13 protein-coding genes are annotated in these 19,072 nt (G+C 48.7%); 5 read left to right on the top strand and 8 right to left on the bottom strand.

Features of this window, described 5'->3' with window-relative positions:
* Window positions 1–100: 100 nt before the first annotated feature.
* The 4 genes from ASC40_RS05330 to ASC40_RS05315 all read left to right on the top strand — a co-directional run bounded on the left by ASC40_RS05330 (window position 101) and on the right by ASC40_RS05315 (window position 9,158).
* Window positions 101–1,381 (top strand): citrate synthase, encoded by a 1,281-nt coding sequence (locus tag ASC40_RS05330; RefSeq protein ID WP_055438741.1) that lies wholly within the window; start codon window positions 101–103, stop codon window positions 1,379–1,381.
* Between the two features lie 351 nt (window positions 1,382–1,732).
* Entirely contained in the window at window positions 1,733–2,860 is a 1,128-nt protein-coding gene (locus tag ASC40_RS05325; protein WP_055438740.1) for an efflux RND transporter periplasmic adaptor subunit, read from the top strand.
* Window positions 2,860–6,090 (top strand): efflux RND transporter permease subunit, encoded by a 3,231-nt coding sequence (locus ASC40_RS05320; RefSeq protein ID WP_055438739.1) that lies wholly within the window; start codon window positions 2,860–2,862, stop codon window positions 6,088–6,090. The genes ASC40_RS05325 and ASC40_RS05320 overlap by 1 nt, the downstream gene beginning before the upstream one ends.
* The gene (locus ASC40_RS05315) at window positions 6,087–9,158 is read left to right on the top strand and encodes an efflux RND transporter permease subunit (protein WP_055438738.1); all 3,072 of its coding nucleotides are present in this window, start codon (window positions 6,087–6,089) and stop codon (window positions 9,156–9,158) included. Before ASC40_RS05320 ends, ASC40_RS05315 begins: the two co-directional genes overlap by 4 nt.
* On the opposite strand, the gene kdsB is transcribed toward ASC40_RS05315, so the two are convergent.
* From kdsB to ASC40_RS05290, 5 genes are read right to left on the bottom strand one after another with little or no spacing between them, the layout of a single operon-like run.
* A complete protein-coding gene (kdsB, locus tag ASC40_RS05310) occupies window positions 9,136–9,888 on the bottom strand; it encodes a 3-deoxy-manno-octulosonate cytidylyltransferase (protein WP_055438737.1) in 753 nt (250 codons plus the stop codon). The genes ASC40_RS05315 and kdsB overlap by 23 nt on opposite strands.
* Window positions 9,885–10,091 carry a Trm112 family protein gene (locus ASC40_RS05305; protein ID WP_055438736.1) on the bottom strand — a complete coding sequence of 69 codons (207 nt, stop codon included), beginning with the start codon at window positions 10,089–10,091 and terminating at the stop codon, window positions 9,885–9,887. Before ASC40_RS05305 ends, kdsB begins: the two co-directional genes overlap by 4 nt.
* Complete coding sequence (lpxK, locus tag ASC40_RS05300) at window positions 10,081–11,145, bottom strand: tetraacyldisaccharide 4'-kinase (RefSeq protein ID WP_055438735.1); 1,065 nt, start codon at window positions 11,143–11,145, stop codon at window positions 10,081–10,083. Before lpxK ends, ASC40_RS05305 begins: the two co-directional genes overlap by 11 nt.
* Window positions 11,146–12,921, bottom strand: coding sequence for a lipid A export permease/ATP-binding protein MsbA (gene msbA, locus ASC40_RS05295; RefSeq protein ID WP_055438734.1), 1,776 nt, complete (start codon window positions 12,919–12,921; stop codon window positions 11,146–11,148).
* A gap of 57 nt (window positions 12,922–12,978) precedes the next feature.
* On the bottom strand, window positions 12,979–15,270 hold the full coding sequence (locus ASC40_RS05290) for a DNA internalization-related competence protein ComEC/Rec2 (RefSeq protein WP_055438733.1): 2,292 nt from the start codon (window positions 15,268–15,270) through the stop codon (window positions 12,979–12,981).
* 52 nt (window positions 15,271–15,322) lie between these two features.
* Here ASC40_RS05290 and ASC40_RS05285 point away from each other — a divergent pair, with 52 nt between their 5' ends.
* Complete coding sequence (locus ASC40_RS05285) at window positions 15,323–15,868, top strand: DUF2062 domain-containing protein (RefSeq protein ID WP_055438732.1); 546 nt, start codon at window positions 15,323–15,325, stop codon at window positions 15,866–15,868.
* Here the strand turns inward: ASC40_RS05285 and ASC40_RS05280 are convergent.
* From ASC40_RS05280 to ASC40_RS05270, 3 genes are read right to left on the bottom strand one after another with little or no spacing between them, the layout of a single operon-like run.
* Window positions 15,865–17,094 (bottom strand): lipoprotein-releasing ABC transporter permease subunit, encoded by a 1,230-nt coding sequence (locus tag ASC40_RS05280; RefSeq protein WP_072243389.1) that lies wholly within the window; start codon window positions 17,092–17,094, stop codon window positions 15,865–15,867. The genes ASC40_RS05285 and ASC40_RS05280 overlap by 4 nt on opposite strands.
* Complete coding sequence (gene lolD / locus ASC40_RS05275; protein ID WP_055438731.1) at window positions 17,091–17,798, bottom strand: lipoprotein-releasing ABC transporter ATP-binding protein LolD; 708 nt, start codon at window positions 17,796–17,798, stop codon at window positions 17,091–17,093. Before lolD ends, ASC40_RS05280 begins: the two co-directional genes overlap by 4 nt.
* A complete protein-coding gene (locus ASC40_RS05270) occupies window positions 17,791–19,032 on the bottom strand; it encodes a lipoprotein-releasing ABC transporter permease subunit (RefSeq protein WP_055438730.1) in 1,242 nt (413 codons plus the stop codon). The genes lolD and ASC40_RS05270 overlap by 8 nt, the downstream gene beginning before the upstream one ends.
* Window positions 19,033–19,072 lie beyond the last annotated feature (40 nt).

The raw sequence follows: 19,072 nt of genomic DNA, 5'->3' as shown, positions 1-19,072 counted from the left end.
CAGTTTAAACGACCGTTTGAATTGACATTGACGGTTAAGATCAAGTAAATTCTATCGCCCTTTTTAGTGATGAAGCAGACTTAAACAAGGAGATTTCCTTATGGCTGATCGTAAAGCCACCCTGCAGATTGACGGCCAATCCATTGAGTTGCCAGTATTATCTGGTACAGCCGGCTATGATGTAATTGACGTGCGTACTCTAGGCAAGCATGGGTTTTTCACCTTTGACCCAGGTTTCTTAGCAACAGGTTCATGTGAATCTAAGATTACCTATATTGACGGTGAGAATGGCATTCTACTGCATCGCGGATATCCAATTGATCAGCTTGCAACTCAAGCGGATTATCTCGAAGTATGTTACATGCTGCTGCATGGCGAAGCGCCAAACGAAGAAGAATACGCGGCGTTCAAGCAAACCATTACCAAGCACACCATGGTGCACCAAGGTTTGCATAACTTTTTTAATGGTTTCCGCCGCGACGCACACCCAATGGCCATGCTCTGTGCGGTAACCGGTGCTTTGTCATCGTTTTATCATGACGACTTAGACATTCATGACGAAAAACAGCGCCTGCGAAGCGCCTATCGCCTCATTGCGAAAATGCCAACCATTGCGGCCATGGCCTATAAATTCAGCATTGGCCAGCCGTTCGTGTATCCACGCAACGACTTAAGCTACTCCGAGAATTTCTTAAACATGATGTTCTCAGTACCAGCGGAAGACTATAAAATCAGCCCAACTATCGCTAAAGCGATGGACCGTATCTTTACTTTGCACGCTGACCACGAACAAAACGCGTCAACTTCAACCGTACGTTTAGCCGGTTCTTCAGGCGCTAATCCATATGCGTGTATTGCGGCTGGTGTTGCGTCATTGTGGGGTCCTGCGCACGGTGGTGCTAACGAAGCGTGCTTGCGCATGTTGAAAGAAATTGGTTCGGTTGAAAACATTCCAAAATACATCGACAAAGCAAAAGACAAGAATGATCCATTCCGTCTGATGGGCTTCGGTCACCGTGTTTACAAGAATTTTGATCCGCGCGCCACGGTTATGCGTGAAAGTGCGCACGAAGTACTGAAAGAGCTGAACATCAATGACCCATTGTTAGATGTAGCAATGGAGCTTGAGCGTATTGCGCTTGAAGACCCATACTTCGTTGAGAAGAAATTGTACCCGAACGTCGATTTCTACTCAGGTATTATTTTGAAAGCGATTGGTATTCCAACCAATATGTTCACGGTTATCTTTGCCCTTTCGCGTACTGTGGGTTGGATTTCTCACTGGCACGAAATGATGGGTGAAGCGAACCAGAAAATCGGTCGTCCACGTCAGCTATACACTGGCGCGGCCCAACGCGAATTCAAACCAATTAAACGTTAATTTGTAAAATTCGCTAACTATTCGTCAAAAAGCACTCTTCGGAGTGCTTTTTTTATTTTTTCACACCACTCAACCTTTTACGCTTCCGCGTCGTCTAAACACTAACCTTCAGCTAAACCCTTTACCGACATAGCTTTATCAAGATTTTTTAAACACTGAAAAAAGTTGGCACGAAGCCTGCATAACTCTAACCAGATATATATAAGAACGTTATGGGTACGCTTCGCTGTTCGTCCGTTCACTACGTTCACTGTTCGTCCGTGCTGGCACGGTTCGACCAGCCGAGCGGACGAACAGCGAAGCGCACGAAAAGCGAATAACGAAAACGAAAACGAATTGAGGACCAGAGTCATGAACAATACCAAGTTAACCTTAAGCGCCCTAGCTGTAGTTGCAATACTTGGACTAAGTGGTTGTAGCGATGCCGGTGCAAGCAACGAAACTGCCAAAGCCGAAACCGTTGCCCGCATTCCGGTGGCCACCCAAGTTGTTACCCTTGGTGAAATAACGTCAAGCTTTAAAACCACGGCCACTCTAGAGGCTCGTGCTGAAGCCGACGTAACCAGCAAGGCCAACGGTATTGTCGAATCGGTTCTGGTTGAAGAAGGTGACTATGTTGAGGCTGGTCAGTTATTAGCGCACATTCGCGATGCCGAATACCGCATTCAAGTTGCCCAAGCGAAAGCCGAACTAAACTCAATTCAGCAAGAATTGAAACGCGTGAAAGACATGGCAGAACGCGACATGATTAGCGCAGACGCCTATGACAAATTGCGCTTTCAAGCTGACATGTTGCAAGCAAAATACGACATGGCCGCTTTAAACTTGGCGGAAACCGAAATTCGGGCGCCAATTAGCGGATATATTGCGACCCGCTATGTAAAACCAGGTAACTTAGTTCGCCAATACGAACAACAAAAACTATTTCATATCGTCGCACTAGACCAGTTGCAAGGCAACGTGTACCTTCCTGAGCGCGAATTACAACACGTGCGGGTTGGGCAAACCGCTCAGTTACACTTAAGTGCCCTGCCCAATCAAGTGGTCGATGCTCAGGTTGAGCGCATTAGCCCAGTGGTTGATACCCATTCAGGCACTTTCAAAGTTGTACTTAACGTACCCAATCACCAAGCCCAACTGAAAGCCGGTATGTTTGCGCATGTAGACTTGAACTATGCCACCAGCAAAAACACTGTGACCGTGCCACGATATGCAGTGCAAAGTTTGGATAACCAACACAGCGTGTTTACCGTTGATAGCGAAGGTGTTGCGCATAAAGTAGATGTTCAAATCGGTTTTGAAGACGAACACCGTTTGGAAATCATTGGTGGATTACGCTCCGGCGAGTCCATTGTGGTTAGCGGCCAAGCAAACTTAAAAGATGCCGCCTTGGTGGAAGTAATTCGCGTGGATAACCAACCCGTAAACGAGCAGCCAGACGCCGCTCATCCCGTAGCAGCAGCAAGTGAGCAACAATAATGAGCATGGTTAAACTTGCGGTAAAACGTCCCGTAACCATTGCCATGCTAACCCTTGCGGTATTGTTGTTTGGCATGGTCTCGCTAGGCCGTATTCCGGTGACTTTATTACCAGACTTAGCCTACCCAACCCTTACCGTGCGCACCGACTACCCAGGCGGCGCGCCGGGTGAAGTTGAACAGCTAGTGAGTAAACCCATTGAGGAAAACCTCGGCACGGTGAAAGGTTTACGCCGTATTGAGTCTATTTCTCGTGCTGGCCAAAGCGATGTCTTGCTGGAGTTTAGCTGGGGCTCTGACATGGATATGGCAAGCCTTGATGTACGCGAAAAACTTGACTTAGTTGAGCTACCACTCGACATTGAAAAACCAGTGTTACTGCGCTTTAACCCAACTGAAGAGCCGGTGTATCGCCTTGCCTTAGGGTTTAACACCGATCAAGCACCTTCCGTAGCGCAACTTAAACGCTTGCGCACCTATGCCGAAGAAGACCTAAAACGCCAACTAGAAAGCATTGAAGGCGTTGCTTCCGTGCGCTTAGGCGGCGGTTTAGAAGATGAAATACAAGTATTGGTAAACGAGCGCCAAGCGGCCAGTTTGCAAATTCCGATGACGCTTATTTCGCAGCGTCTACGCGAGGAAAACATCAATCTGTCGGGTGGCCGCATTGAGGCTAACCGCGCTGAATTTTTGGTGCGAACCTTAAACCAGTTTGAGAGTCTTGACGATATTCGTTCTATTTATTTAACCACTCGTAATAACCGTCCGGTACTGCTTAAAGACATTGCCACCGTTGAGAATAGTTACAAAGAGCGTGACTCAATTAGCCGTGTGGCTGGCATGGAAGCCGTTGAAGTGTCGCTATACAAAGAAGGTGACGCCAATACCGTACAGGTTTCCAAAGCCATTCAGTCAGCGTTGCGCCAGCTTAACGACGCCAAATTGATACCGAGCGATTACCAGATTAATCCCATATACGACCAAGCGGTATTTATTAGCGCCGCCATTGCCGAAGTGCGTGATGCTGCCATTATGGGTGGCCTATTAGCCATGGTGATTATTTACCTGTTTTTACAGCGCGTGTGGCCGACAATTATTATCAGCTTGGCTATTCCTATTTCAATTATCGCCACCTTCAACTTGCTCTATGGTTATCAGGTTTCGCTCAACATGATGTCACTCGGCGGCATTGCGCTTGCCGTTGGTATGTTGGTTGATAATGCTATTGTGGTGTTGGAAAACATAGCGCGACATCAGCAAGATCAAACCAGTGAGGTCGCCGCTGAGCGCGGCACCCAGGAAGTTGCAGGGGCAATTACTGCCTCTACGCTCACCACTATGGCGGTGTTCTTCCCGTTGGTGTTTGTGGAAGGTATTGCTGGCCAGTTGTTCCGTGATCAGGCACTTACGGTTACCTTTGCTTTAGCGGCGTCATTGTTGGTTGCACTAACATTAATTCCCATGCTGTCGAGCCGTAAAAAGTCAACTGACAACACCAGTGCTGCAGCTCCGCTGCCCTACGCTTCGGGCTGGCGTTTTTGGTTAAAAACACCTTTGTACCTGCTATTTCGCTGGTTGCCGTTAGCTATCATGACCGCAGTTATCACCGTTTGGCGCCTGTTGGCATGGCTGTTCTTCTTCGTAACCAAGCCGTTGTTAGCGTTATTTAATCGTGCCTACACTGTGTGCGAACGTGGCTACAAAGCTTTACTGCAGCGTTCTTTGCGGCATGCAGGCTTTACGTTAAGCGTTATTCTATTAAGTTCAGCCGCATGCTACGCCCTGTTACCGCAATTACCCGTCGCGTTATTACCGAACATGGCGCAGGGTGAGTTTTACGTTGAAGTTGAATTGCAACCTGGTGCAACCATTCACGAAACTGACCAAGTACTTGATCAGCTCGGCCAAGTAATTGCTGACAACCCAGCGCTCAATTCAGCAGTAAATCGTTATTACACCATTGCCGGTACCGGTAGTTTGCTAAACGCCGCCCCCGGCCAAAGCGGTAACCAATGGGGCCGGCTAAATGTGGTCATGAATGCCGGCGCCAATGTCGCCGCTGTGCAACAAGCGTTACGTGAGCGAGTGCAGCGCATTCCTGGCGTTATGGCCAAGTTTGGTTCGCCCGAGTTATTTAGTTTTGCCAGCCCTATTGTTATTGAGTTAACCGGCTATGACTTAGCATTGCTACAACAAGCTGCCGAACAAACAGCTGAGCAACTTGGCGCAAATGACCGATTTACCGACATTCGTGTAAACATGACCGATGGCCAACCCGAATTAGCCGTGTATTTTGATCACGCTAAATTAAGCCAATACGGCTTAACCAGTGCCGAAGTTTCTGAGTTACTTGCCACAAAAATTGGTGGACGCGTAGCCAGCCAGTTTAGCCTTGCCGATCGAAAAATTGATATTTTAGTGCGTAGCCAAGCGGTAGACAGAGACTCCCTGCGTGATTTACAACAAGTGATCATCAACCCAGGTGCCGAACGTGAGGTACCCTTGCAAGCTGTTGCTCGTGTGGTGCCGGTTATAGGGCCCAGTGAAATCACTCGGGTTGATCAACAACGTACGGCCTTGGTTGAGGCCAACATTGCCTTTGGTGACCTTGGTGCAGGTGTCGCCGAAGCCGAGCGTCTGTTAGCGCAAACCCAACTGCCACTCACCATTAGCGGCCGAATTGCTGGGCAAAACGAAGACATGCAGCGCTCATTTACCTCGCTACAGTTTGCACTGTTATTAGCAGTATTTCTGGTTTACCTGGTCATGGCTTCGCAGTTTGAGTCGTTTGTGCACCCACTGTTTATTTTGTTCAGCGTGCCACTAGCCGGTGCGGGTTCCATATTAGGCCTGTACTTAATGGGTACCGAGCTGAGTATTATTGTGTTTATCGGGTTAATTATGTTGGCCGGTATTGTCGTTAACAACGCTATTGTTTTGGTCGACCGTATTAACCAATTGCGCAGTGAGGGCTTGGAGCGTTTTAGCGCCGTTGCGCAGGCGGCACAGCAGCGTTTACGCCCCATACTTATGACCATGCTCACCACAGTGCTCGGCTTACTGCCACTGGCCATTGGGCTAGGCGAAGGCGCTGAAATTCGAGCCCCTATGGCCATTAGTGTCATTGCCGGTCTGCTGTTTTCGACTCTACTCACGTTGCTGTTTATTCCGTGCTTGTACGTGCTTATAGACCGTAAGCAAATTGCGCCAACCACGGAGGATGCCGCATGAACGCTGCGCAGATAGGTTCGTTGTTAGCTAGCTGGGCGCTGCGTCGTCCAGTCACCACCTGCATGATGTTTTTATCCATGTTACTGCTCGGCGCTATTAGTTCGCGGTTACTGCCGTTAGAAAAGTTTCCTGGCATTGAAATACCTGAAATTGTGGTGCAAGTGCCCTACCCTAATTCAACCCCTGCGGAGGTTGAGCGCCTGATTACGCGGCCGCTTGAAGAAGCGCTCGCCACCCTAAGCAACGTGAAACGCATGCGCTCAATCTCGACTTCTGACTCGGCCCAAGTGCTATTGCAATTTGATTGGGGCCAAGACATTAATGCGCAAAGTTTAGAAGCTCGCGAAAAAGTCGACGCGGTTAAACACCTGCTGCCCGACGACATTGAACGTGTACTTGTGTTTCAATTTAATACCGAAGACATGCCGGTATTTCAGTTGCGTATTAGTAGCCAGCGTGACTTATCCAACGCCTATGACTTACTTGACCGCAGCTTGCGCAAGCCGCTCGAGCGCGTTGACGGTGTGTCGCGGGTAACCCTGTATGGGGTTGAGCCGCAACAAATTGTTATTCGTTTGAACCAGGCGGCGTTATTAGCACACCAGCTTGCACCGCAAGACATTACCAAGCTGCTACAACAAGCGAACTTTTCGCTCACCGCGGGTTATATCGAAAATAATTATCAGCGTATTTTGGTCAACCCGGTTGGCGAATTTCAATCACAGTATGACATTGGCAACTTTCCAATTCGCGCGGGCTTAAAACTACGCGATATTGCGACCATTGAACGCGAGATGCCGCGCAAAGTAGATGGCCGTCACCTTGATCAACGTTATGCCATTGGTATGGAAGTGTTTAAGGAGTCAAGCGCGAACTTAGTCGAAGTTTCGGCGCGGGTGATGAAGGTTGTTGAAGAAATTCGTAATGATCCTCAGTTTAACGGCATTAATTTATTTATTATGGACGACACTGCCAAGGGTGTAACCACCTCGCTAAGTGACTTGGTCAGCGCCGGTTTACTTGGCGCCCTGCTCAGTTTTATTGTGTTGTATGCCTTTTTGCGCAATATCGTCACCACTTTGGTGGTGGTGCTGAGCGTACCTATTGCCATTTGTATTGCGCTAGGCGGCATGTATTTCTTAGGCTACTCACTGAACGTATTGTCGCTTATGGGCCTAATGCTCGCCGTGGGTATGCTGGTTGATAATGCGGTGGTCATCACCGAAAGTATTCAACACGAATATGAACAAGGGCTAACGGGTAAACAAGCCACTATCACGGGTGTTGGTAGTGTATCCTTGGCGGTTGTTGCCGGTACCTTAACTACCGCTATTGTGTTTTTACCCAACATTTTTGGTAGCAAAACCGACCTCACTATATTCTTAGAGCACACCGCCGTAGCTATCTGTTTGTCACTGCTAGCCTCGTTGTTACTGTCACAAACGTTAGTACCCCTGCTTATTACCAAGCTACGGCGGTTTAGTTCTGTGCGCTCTTTGCCACCACAAACGCAAGCAAAGCCAGCTGCGGGACGGTATCAAAAAGCGTTAGAGTGGTCGTGGCGTCACCCGGTGTGGACAGGTGTTTTCGCCGTACTCATGCTGTTAAGTATTGCCATACCCTTTAGTCAGGTAAGCGGTGACGAGGGTCCTCAAGGGTTTAACGACCGGTTGTTTATTACCTATAACCTGCACACACAATATAGCTTGGCTGAAGTTGAAGACGAAGTAACGCAACTTGAGAGTTACCTATATGCAAATCAAGATAGCTTTGATATCGACGCTGTTTACAGCTATTACACGCCAAGTTACGCAATTTCTACGATTTTGCTAAAAGAAAATCGCGATGAAAAACTGGCTGACTTAATGGAACGTATTCGCGCAGATATGCCTAATCTACTGCGCAGCGAGCCCAAATTTGGCTTTGGTGGCGGCCGCGAGGGTGTGCGCGTCACGCTAAGCGGTCAATCAACCGATGTATTACAACAAATAGCCACCGATTTAGTGCCGCGGTTAGCCAAAATTGAAGGCCTAACAGACGTACAAACCGAAATGGATGCGGGGCAATTTGAACTGGTGATTCGCATTGATCGTGAACGCGTGCACCGCTTGGGCCTAAGCTCTGCCGATATTGCGCGTACCGTAGCAACGGCTTTACGTGGACAGCGATTGCGCTCTTATCGCGGCGACCCCAATGGCGAAATTGACTTGCGCGTGGCTTTTGCCAAAGAGTTAGAGTTTTCGCTTGACGCATTATACACCCTGCCGGTCATGCAAGCCGACAACCGGGTGTTAACACTGCAAGACGTCGCAACCATTACCAAGCAACCACGCCTTGGCCAAATTCGCCGTACCGACCGACGTACCTCGCTCAACATTGATGCCAACTTGAACGAGCTAACGGTTAGCGAAGCGCGCGAAAAGCTTACCCAAGTGCTAAGCCAAATTGAACTGCCGCAGGGTTACCAATGGAGCTTAGATGGCAGCTTCCAACGCCAACAAGAAAACCAAAGTGTGATGTTGGTGAATACCCTACTTGCGGTGGCGTTAATCTATATCGTCATGGCTGCATTATTTGAGTCAATTTTGTTGCCAACGGCAGTGATTACGTCGCTAATATTCTCAATAGTTGGGGTATTTTGGGCACTAATGGTTACTGGCCAGTCTATTTCAATTATGGCCATGATTGGTATCTTAATTCTAATGGGAATCGTGGTGAATAACGGTATTGTACTGGTCGATCGCATAAACCAGTTGCTTGAGCAAGGTGCAACGCTTAAGCGTGCCATTATTGACGGTAGTGTCAGCCGCTTGCGGCCGATATTAATGACAGTATCCACCACTGTACTTGGGCTCGTTCCATTAGCTTTCGGTACCACTCAAATTGGCGGCGACGGCCCACCGTATGCACCAATGGCCATTGCGATTATTGGTGGTTTGGTGTTTTCAACGGTTACCAGTTTATTCCTAGTGCCTTACGCCTATGCGCGTTTACTGGGAATAAGAGCACGCTGGTTACGTTTACGCCAGCGCGCTCAAGCGCAGGTTAGTCGGTTACTACCTGGTTAGCGCGGGCTAAGTCGGCTGGCGTATCAATGCCAGCCGGCGGATTCGCTATCGCTTCAGCAACGTGAATACGCTCGCCGTACCACAGTACGCGAAGCTGCTCTAATGATTCAATTTGCTCAAGTGGGCTTGGCTCCCACTCCACGTAGCGCCAAACAAAACCTGCACGATAGGCATAAATGCCAATATGGCGTCGATAATCTGCCAACTCGCCTAATTTACTTTGGGTTAAACCGTCGCGCTCATATGGAATTGGCGCGCGACTAAAATACAACGCATAGCCGTTCACATCGGTCACTACTTTAACCGCATGGGGGCTCGTGACCTCTTCTAGTGAATGAATCGGCACGGCTAAAGTAGCCATTTGGGCCACTTTTTGGTTGGCTAAATTATCTGCAACTTGGCGAATAATTTCAGGTGGAATAAACGGCTCATCACCCTGCACGTTTACCACCACTTGATCGTCGGCTATTGCTAAATAATCAATCACCTCAGCGATGCGCTCGGTACCCGAATTATGATGCGCGGCGGTCATCATGGCGCGCCCGCCGAAGGCTTCAACCGCATCCACAATACGCTGATCATCGGTGGCTACAATCACTTCTGCAGCACCGGCTGCTGCCGCCCGCTCATATACCCGTTGAATCATGCTCTTGTTGCCGATCATGGCTAACGGCTTGCCGGGTAAACGTGACGATGCATACCGCGCCGGAATAATAACGGTAAAACTCATGACTTGTGTTGCTCCATTTGCTCAAGCTCTTCGCGACTTAATTCGCGGGCTTCATGACTGAGTAACATTGGAATATCGTTACGCACCGGAAATGCTAAGCGATCGCCGCGACAAATCAATTCGCTTTGTGTCGCCATCCAAACCAATTTCCCTTTACATAACGGACACGCCAAAATATTCAGCGTGCGCTCATCAACTGCCATAAGTACTCCTTGCTGCCTCATGAAGTGTTTGTTTGGTTTGCAATTGCTTTGCAAACTGCTGCCAAAATTCGGTTTCAAACTGCGCTGAAACCGGCAAATAATACCAATTATCAGGGGCAAATGGCTGACACTTTGCAGCGTCTTTTTCGGTCATTAGCACCCCAGTGCATGCATTAAATTGCTGAAAATCTGCGGCAGTAAACGGGTGGTGGTCAGCAAACGCCTTGGTCTCAACAACTCTAATTGTAGCTTCTGCCGCCAAGGTTGCTGCCACCGTGTCAAAAAATCGTTGCGGATTACCAATGCCAGCCACCGCCACATAGTTTCCAGGCTCAAGCGTTACCGACTCAGCTTGGCTGCCTTGTGCTTGGTTGACGCGTCTCCAACTGCCTGGAAGCAAATCAAAACGCCAGGTTCGCACTTTCAGCCCGGCCAATGCCGCTGATGGCGACTCGCCATTTTGCACAATAAAATCGACATGCTGCAAGCGTGATAATGGTTCACGCAGTGGCCCTAATGGCAACCGCCAACCATTACCAAAGCCGCGCTGGCCATCCACCACAACCACTTCAATGTCACGCGCTAACGCGTAATGTTGTAAACCATCGTCACTGACAATAACGGACACTTCAGGGTGTTGTTTGAGCAACAGTTCAATGGCTTGTTGGCGATTGGCGCCGACAACGAGAGGAACTTGGGTGCGAGTGGCTAATAACTTAGGTTCATCGCCAACCGCAGCAGCCGAGGAAGCTGCCGTGACTAATTGAGGAAATGGGCCTTTACCGCCGTAGCCACGCGAAATAATTGCCGGCTGCAAGCCTTGACGAATAAGCCACTGAATAAGGGCTTCAGTCACTGGTGTTTTGCCGGTTCCACCCACACTAATATTGCCCACGACAATAACCGGAACTGGCGCCCGATACGCCGCCAACAGGCCAATGCTGTACAGCAACCGCCGCACCGCGCTTAACCCACAAAACAACCAATGAAGTGGCAACAGTAACCACAGGCGAAAATCCACACCACGACGATACCAGGCGCGTTGCCAAAACATTTAGTTGTCGCCCCCACTAAACTGAAGGCTATACAACTGATAATAAGCTCCTTGCTGTTCTAACAAGGCTTGGTGATTGCCCCGCTCTACCACACGCCCCTCTTCCATCACCAAAATCTCGTCGGCATTTTCAATGGTCGACAAACGGTGTGCTATCACAATCGAGGTGCGGTTTTGCTGCAAACGGCTCAACGCTTTTTGAATATGACGTTCTGACTCGGTATCAAGTGCTGAGGTAGCCTCATCAAGAATCAAAATTGGCGCATCGCGCAATAATGCTCGCGCAATAGCAATACGTTGGCGTTGCCCGCCCGAGAGCATGACACCATTCTCACCTACCATGGTATTTAAGCCATTGGGCAAGTTATCGGTAAATTCAGTAATAAATGCCTGTTCAGCCACTTCACGAATACGTTCAGGAGTAACCTCGCCATGTGCGCCATAGGCTATATTATTAGCTATGGTGTCATTAAATAAGGTGACATGTTGCGATACCAATGCAAACTGACGACGTAAACATTTGAGTTTGTAGTCGTAAATATCTACGTCATCCAAATAAATATGTCCGCCTTGTGGGGCGTAAAAGCGAGTTAGCAAATTCGAAATAGTTGACTTTCCACTGCCTGAGCGCCCTACTAACGCGAGGGTTTTGCCTGGCTCAACGCTAAAACTAACATGATCTAACGCGGGTGATTCGGCCTCGTCGTAGGTAAACAAAACGTCATCGAAGCGAATTGCACCGCGCGCACGCTCTACTTTATGGCTACCCGCATTTGGCTCGGCTTGTTCATCAAGCACTTCAAAAATGCTTTGCGCCGCTGCAATACCCCGTTGAAAGTCACTATTTACAGTTGTTAGCTGCTTCAGTGGGCGTAACAACATAATCATAGAAGTTAGCAGCGTGGTAAACGCACCTGCCGACAGCTGCTCAAGCATTTCTGGGTAACTGGCCAATACCAACACCATAGACAAACTAAATGACGCAATTAGCTGAATAACTGAGGTGCTGATAGTTTGCGCCGTAATCAATTTCATATTTTGATTACGAGTCATATTGTTAATGTCGCGAAAGCGCTTGGACTCGCGTTTTTGGCCCTCGTACATCACCACAACTTTATGGCCATTGAGCATTTGCTCGGCGGTGGTGGTGACGGTGCCCATAGCCGTTTGAATACGACGAGAAACCTGACGAAAACGCTTTGAAACCACAGAAACCACTTTGGCGATTAGTGGTCCCACCACCAAAAACACCAATGACAGCTGCCAACTGATATAAAACATAAGGCTTAACAAGCCAATCACAAACGCGCCTTCACGAATGAGTATCAAGATAGCTCGTGAGCTCGCTTCCGCTACTTGTTGCGTGGTGTAAGTAATTTTTGACAGCAGGTCACCGGTTGAGTGGCGGTCATGAAAAGACACCGGTAGCTTCATCATGTGGTCAAACAGCTCTTGGCGTAAGGTAGTCACCACACGAAAGCCTACCCAGTTCAATAGGTAGGTTGAGATGAAATTAAATGTCCCCCGAGCAATAAACACTAATGGCACAAAAATAGCGCCGTATACCAATATGGTTGAGTCTTGCTCGGTCAAGCCTTCGTCAATCAGCGTTTCAATTTGCGAAAAGAAAAATGTATCTACCGCGGCATAACCAACCATGGCTAACACCGAGCAAATAAACGCCATTTTGTATGGCTTAATGTACCCTATTAAACGGCGGAAAATACGTTTTCTTAGGGTATCCGTTAAGTTTTCTGGATGAATATTAGCGCTCATGCATGTCTTTAAAAGTTTAACGATACCAGCATTCTAACCGCTTTGTAGGGTTACTGGCTAGTTATCTGCATCAAACCATGCTCGATGACGGCCCGCCCAAGGCTGTTCAATTTCGTAACTACCGGCCTGAAAGCTAATCGACAACTGGCCTCCTAGCGCGGTATCTAACAGTGAAATATTGCGTTGCCGCAAACGCTGTTTAACCGGCTCTGCCACCATACCGTATGCGTTGTTACGACCACGACTTGCTATCGCGTGTTGCGGTGCAACGCCACTTAAAAAATAACCTTCACTCGAGCTATTACTGCCATGATGCGGCAACACTAAAATATCTGCTTTTACGTTCGCTGCGTGGGCAAGCAATTGCCGCTCAGCACCTTTGGTGATATCGCCAGGCAATAATACTCGCGTGTCATTGATAGTTAGCAGCAGCACACAGCTATCATCGTTATTGGAATTATCGGTTACCGTACGCGGATGTAAAACCTGCCAATGTGCTTTTTTCCATTGCCCAGATTGTCCGGCAACGCATGGACTTCCAGTGCCACTACCAAACCAACGCACCCGTGGGTAAAGCTGTTTTAGCAGTGCCACCCCGCCGTTGTGGTCATTGTCTGTATGGCTGACAAAAGCAACCTCCGGTGTTAACTGATGATGTTGTAAAAACGGAATAATCACGCGTTCCGCCATATTGCCACCCAGCTCCCAATTGGCCCCAGTATCAATTAACAGTGCAGTAGCTCCTTGCTGCAATACCATAGCGCTGCCTTGGTCAACATCAAGAATATGCAGTATTAGATCGCTGCGTTGTCGGGTTAGCTGCTGTATAACTAACAAACTAAGCACCAATGCGGCACTTAGGGAGAATTTCCAGCGCCAGCGCCAAGGCCAAAGCCATACCACAACAAGCAACCCGATAAGCAGAACAGGGCCAGTAACAGTGCTCGGCAACCACTGCCACGTTGCACTGCCTAAGTACCTTAAAATAGGTTGGAGCAAGTTTAACGGTTGTTCCGCGAGCCATAACAGCCCCCCAGCAATAGCTAAGCTATTACAAAGCGCCGCCAGCATGGCAAATAGGCTTAGCGGCAAAACCCACATAGCAATAATTGGAACCACCACCAGATTTGTCAGCGGTGCAAGCACGGGCAAACCACCAAATAACATTGCGGTGAGAGGCCACATCAGTAACGTCAGTACCAACTCCAAACGCCATAACTCGCGCAATGCACGCCATCGCCCGTGAATTTGGGGCCACCGCCAATGCATGAGCATAATGGTGGCGACCGCCGTCACAGATAACCAAAACCCGGGTTGCAGCCAGGCAAATGGCTCAAACAATACCACCACGCCAATTGAACGCAGCAACACGCGACTCATGGGCGTATGAATGGCATAGTGTTTGTGCACAATGACAACCGCGAACATGGCAAATGCGCGCAAGGTAGCCGTTGCAAACCCAGCCAAAGCGGCATAACCCAAAGCAGCCACAAGTGCGATTAGCACCCCAACTTGCCAGCTGTTTAACTGCTCTCGCCGACGTCGACTTCGCGCTGCATAGCGACCAAGACTATGGCTTGCAAACAGCACTCCGCCTGCAACTAAACTTAAATGCAAGCCAGAAATAGCAATAAGGTGAGCCAGCCCAGTGCGCTGATACATTTGCCATTGGTCGAATGTTAAAGCCTGCCGCTCCCCCATGATCAAGGCAAGCAACACACCGAATTGTCGCAAGTGCGGAGCCAATGGCTGTAAGCGTTCAAATAACAGTTGCCGCCAGGAAGCTTCACCACTGACATAAAAACCGTTGCGAATACTGCCGAGCCCATGAATTTGTCGACTCACTAAATAACGGTGGTACAAAAAGCTACCGTCATTACGTACACCTTGCGGTGCTTTTAATCGCGCCAGAAATTGCCAGCGTGTACCGGCCTGTGGTGGTTCTAATTGTGCCGGCGGTTCATACCAATTCAATCGCAGCTGCGGTTGCTTAGGAGTGTATTCATTGGCTGCACTAACTAGAGTTCCCTCTACCCGCCAATATTGTTCGCCAATTTGGGTTATTTCAGTAATATCGACAACAATGGGCAGCGTTTGTTGCCACAAGTGCGGCGGCAACTGACGCTGAAAATGCAAATAAGCATTGCCAGTACCCCATGCAATACCGCACAATACACAACCGAGAACGAGCATCAGCGAGCGCTGGCGCCAATCAAGCCACCAGGTTAAACCAATGGCTGTTAGCGCCACGAAAATCGCTAACCATAACCATTGTGCAAGAACCAGTTGCTTGCTGAAAAAAAATGACAGGGAATAGCCAAAAAGTGCTGCGCACAACCACCTATCCATGGACGTTGTACCTGTTTCTCGTAAAAGTTAGCTTGATTTAGACGGACAAAAAATGCCACGTAAGTTTATTCAACGCATCATGCCAAATCATGAAACCGTGAAGAACAGCCGAAGCTTGAAAATCTTTGGTCGTTTACTACACGACGCAAACTTGTGGCATCTCAATCGTCGTTCAGCAGCAGGCGCATTTGCAGTTGGGTTATTTTGCGCGTTTATACCGGTTCCTTTCCAAATGGTATTAGCAGCCGCTGCTGCCATTCCGTTTCGGGTGAACTTACCCTTGTCGGTTGCCCTAGTCTGGGTGTCTAATCCAATTACCATGCCAGTGCTGTTTTATTTTTGCTATTTGCTTGGTGCGTTTATTTTAGACCAACCATCGCAAACGTTCAGTTTTGAACTATCATGGCAGTGGCTTGGTGAAAGCGTTACGACTATTGGCCCGGCCTTTTTACTGGGCTGTTTAATTATGGCAGTAGTAAGCAGTATTATTGGTTATTTCTCAATTAGCATACTGTGGCGTCAATCAGTGGTTAATGCTTGGCGCGAGCGGGCTCAACGCATGCTTATCAAAGCAAAACAGCGTGTCCATCATGACTAGCCACTTATAGCGCGAACTATTTCGGTTTTTGCAGCACGCCACGCTGGGTACAAGGTAGCAACAACACTCATAACAAGTGCTATTGCTGCAACCATGAAAACATTCCATATCTGCAAATCAACCGGAATTTGGTCAATAAAATAGACATCGCTGGCCAACAATGAGCTACCGGTAAGCCACTGTAACGCCGCCATGAACTTAGGTAACGCCAGCGTTAAAGCTACCCCTGCTACAACACCAAAAACGATACCAACCAAACCATTCTGCAGCCCTTGCCAAATGAATACTCGCATGATTTGTTGAGCGCGCAGGCCCATAGTGCGCAAAATACCAATGTGTCGTTGTTTCTCTTGTACTGTCATGATCAGGGTTGAAACAATGTTGAAGCATGCCACTGCTAACACCAAAATTAGCACCAAATACATGACAAAACGCACAAGTTGAATATCACGATATAAGTGGCCTTGAGCGCGCATCCAATGGTCAATATACACATAGTCTTCAATGCGATAGCCCAGTTCATTGGCTACTTGTTGTGCCTGCATAACGTCATTCAAGTATAGCTCGACCGCCGTTGAGCCCTGCTCTAACCCGACTAGGTTGCGACCTGTCGCTAGGTTGACATAAGCATATTGATGGTCAACTTGGCCGCCAAAATTGAAGGTGCCAACCACTTCTAACCGTACTCGCCTTGGTTCTTTAAAGTTGGCGTTTTGAGCCACTAATAACATGAGTTTGTCGCCACGCGTCAGCTTGAGCTTTTGCGCTAACTGATGTCCTAGCACCACGCCACCGGCAGTGGCCTGTAACGCCTGCCAAGTTTCTGACGCAGTATAGTCGGCAATGGCTTGAGGTTGGCTAGTGTCAACGGCGTGCACCTGCACCCCTGTAAATTGCGCGCCTTGCTGAACCATAGCTTGGGTGCGGATAACTTGGTTAGCAGAACGCACAGCCGGGTGAGCACGACTAGCCGCTAAAATGGCTTCCGGGTTTTTTAACTGCTGATTTACCGCGGTGTATTCAACATGCGGAATTAAACTCAAAAAACGCTCTTGTAATACTTTTTCGAAGCCGTTCATGACACTTAAGCCCGCAATAAAAACCATGCAGCCAAGCGCAATGCCAAGCGTGGACGACGCTGAAATAAACGAAATAAACCCTGAACGCTCGCGGCGGCCGCGAAAACGTAGCGCTAATTGCCAGGTTAAATTCCACGGCTGCATCATGCCGTTTGCTCCACCTGTTCAAGTTGGCCATGATGTAGGCTAAGCGTACGTGGGAGTTGTGCTGCCAAACTTTGATCGTGCGTCACAATCACAAAGGCCGTGTCGAGCTCTTGGTTCAGCTCTTTCAGTAACTCAAATACTTGCACGGCTGTTGCGTCGTCAAGATTCCCGGTAGGCTCATCGGCCAAAACTAAGCTTGGTTCATTCGCTAAAGCCCGAGCAATAGCCACCCGCTGACGTTCACCGCCCGACAATTCCGCCGGCCGATGTTGCGCACGCTCCGCTAAGCCTACCCGTTGCAATAACGCCTTGGCTCGTAGTTCTGCCTGAGTTGCTTTTATGCCGGCAATAAGCAATGGCATAGCGACATTTTCCAGTGCCGTAAACTCAGGCAACAAATGGTGAAACTGATAAATAAAGCCAAGTTGCTGATTACGCCAGTCGGCTAATTTGTTTGCTGACCACTCTTCAATGGCCTGCCCGCCGAATAACACCGAACCGGCACTTGGCTTGTCAAGCCCACCCATACAATGCAGCAAGGTGCTCTTGCCCGAGCCAGAGCTGCCAACAATAGCTAACATTTCACCGGCGGCAACCGATAAATTAATGTCTTGCAACACCTGTAGCTGCCTGTCACCGTCTTGGTAACTACGCGATAAATGACGACACTCCATGAGCATGGGCGAATCCTTTTTATTATTCATAACGCAAAGCTTCTGCTGGTAAAACGCGACTAGCGCGCCACGCTGGGTACAACGTGGCTAACAGGGTTAGCAACATCGCTGCGAGTACAATGATGGTAATTTGCAGCGGCTGCATTAGCACCGGCAACCCAAGTTGCCCAGTAAAACTTAAATCAATACCGAGCCCCTGAATAATTTCATTAAGATAATTACCAACTAACAGGCCAATAATGAGCCCCACCAAGCTACCCACTAAACCATTAAACAGCCCTTGTACCATAAACATCATGTGCAAATGGCTACGGCGCAAACCCATGGTTTGCAAAATGGCAATATCGGCACGTTTGTCCTGTATAACCATCATCAACGCTGACACAATATTAAACGCCGCAACCGCAATAATAAGCCCGAGCATTAAGCTCACCATGCGTTTTTCCATGCTCACTGCGTCAAACAATTCACCATATTGTGCGCGCCATGACTGCGTTTTGTAGGCCTCACCAACGGCGGCCTGCAGTTGAGCTTCAACCTTAAGAGCACTAAATGGGTCGTTAAAGTAGTAGCGTACCGCAGAAACGTGATTTGCTGGTAACCTCAATAATCGTGCGGCATCGGCGCCATGCATTACCAGCAATTGACTATCAGCTTCAGACTGCATACCGACAATGGCGGCAACCGTGAACTGACGTTGAGCTGGCATTAAACCTAGCGGGGTGTAAACACCTCCCGCCGCCGCAACCACACGAATAGTATCGCCCGGCCATACTCCCAGTTCTTGCGCCAAAGCCTGGCCTAAGATAACTCGATACTCACCAGAGCGCAGTTTTTCAACATCGCCATACACTTGATAGTCGCGCAACGGTTGCCATTGCACCGCCGCATCGGCCGTGTGCGGAAACAGCCCTTGAATATAAACGGGTCGCAATTGCCCACTGCTTTGTACCACACCTGCTGAGCCCACTTGCGGAAACACTGCAACTTGGTCCGTTAACTTAGGCACGCTTGCAGCCAGCTCAGACCAATTCTCAACACTTGAGCCATCGGCTGCAGTCACCACCAGTTGCGGTACCACGCCAAGAATTCGTTGCTTAAGTTGCTGCTCAAAGCCGTTCATTACCGAGCTGACAATAATCAGCGCAGCGACACCAATTAAGATGCCGGCCAAGGCAAAGCGGTTAATAAAACGCGTAAATTTATTGCCATGTCGAGCACGGCTGTATCGGAACCCTAAAAATAGAGTGGCAGGCTTAAACATATTTATTCCTAAATAACTTAGCGCTGCAAGCATAAAGAAA

The organism is Pseudidiomarina woesei (assembly GCF_001418345.1).
GTDB lineage: Bacteria > Pseudomonadota > Gammaproteobacteria > Enterobacterales > Alteromonadaceae > Pseudidiomarina > Pseudidiomarina woesei.
Note: the sequence above shows the minus strand (reverse complement) of the source record. Positions and strands in the feature narration are given on the sequence as shown.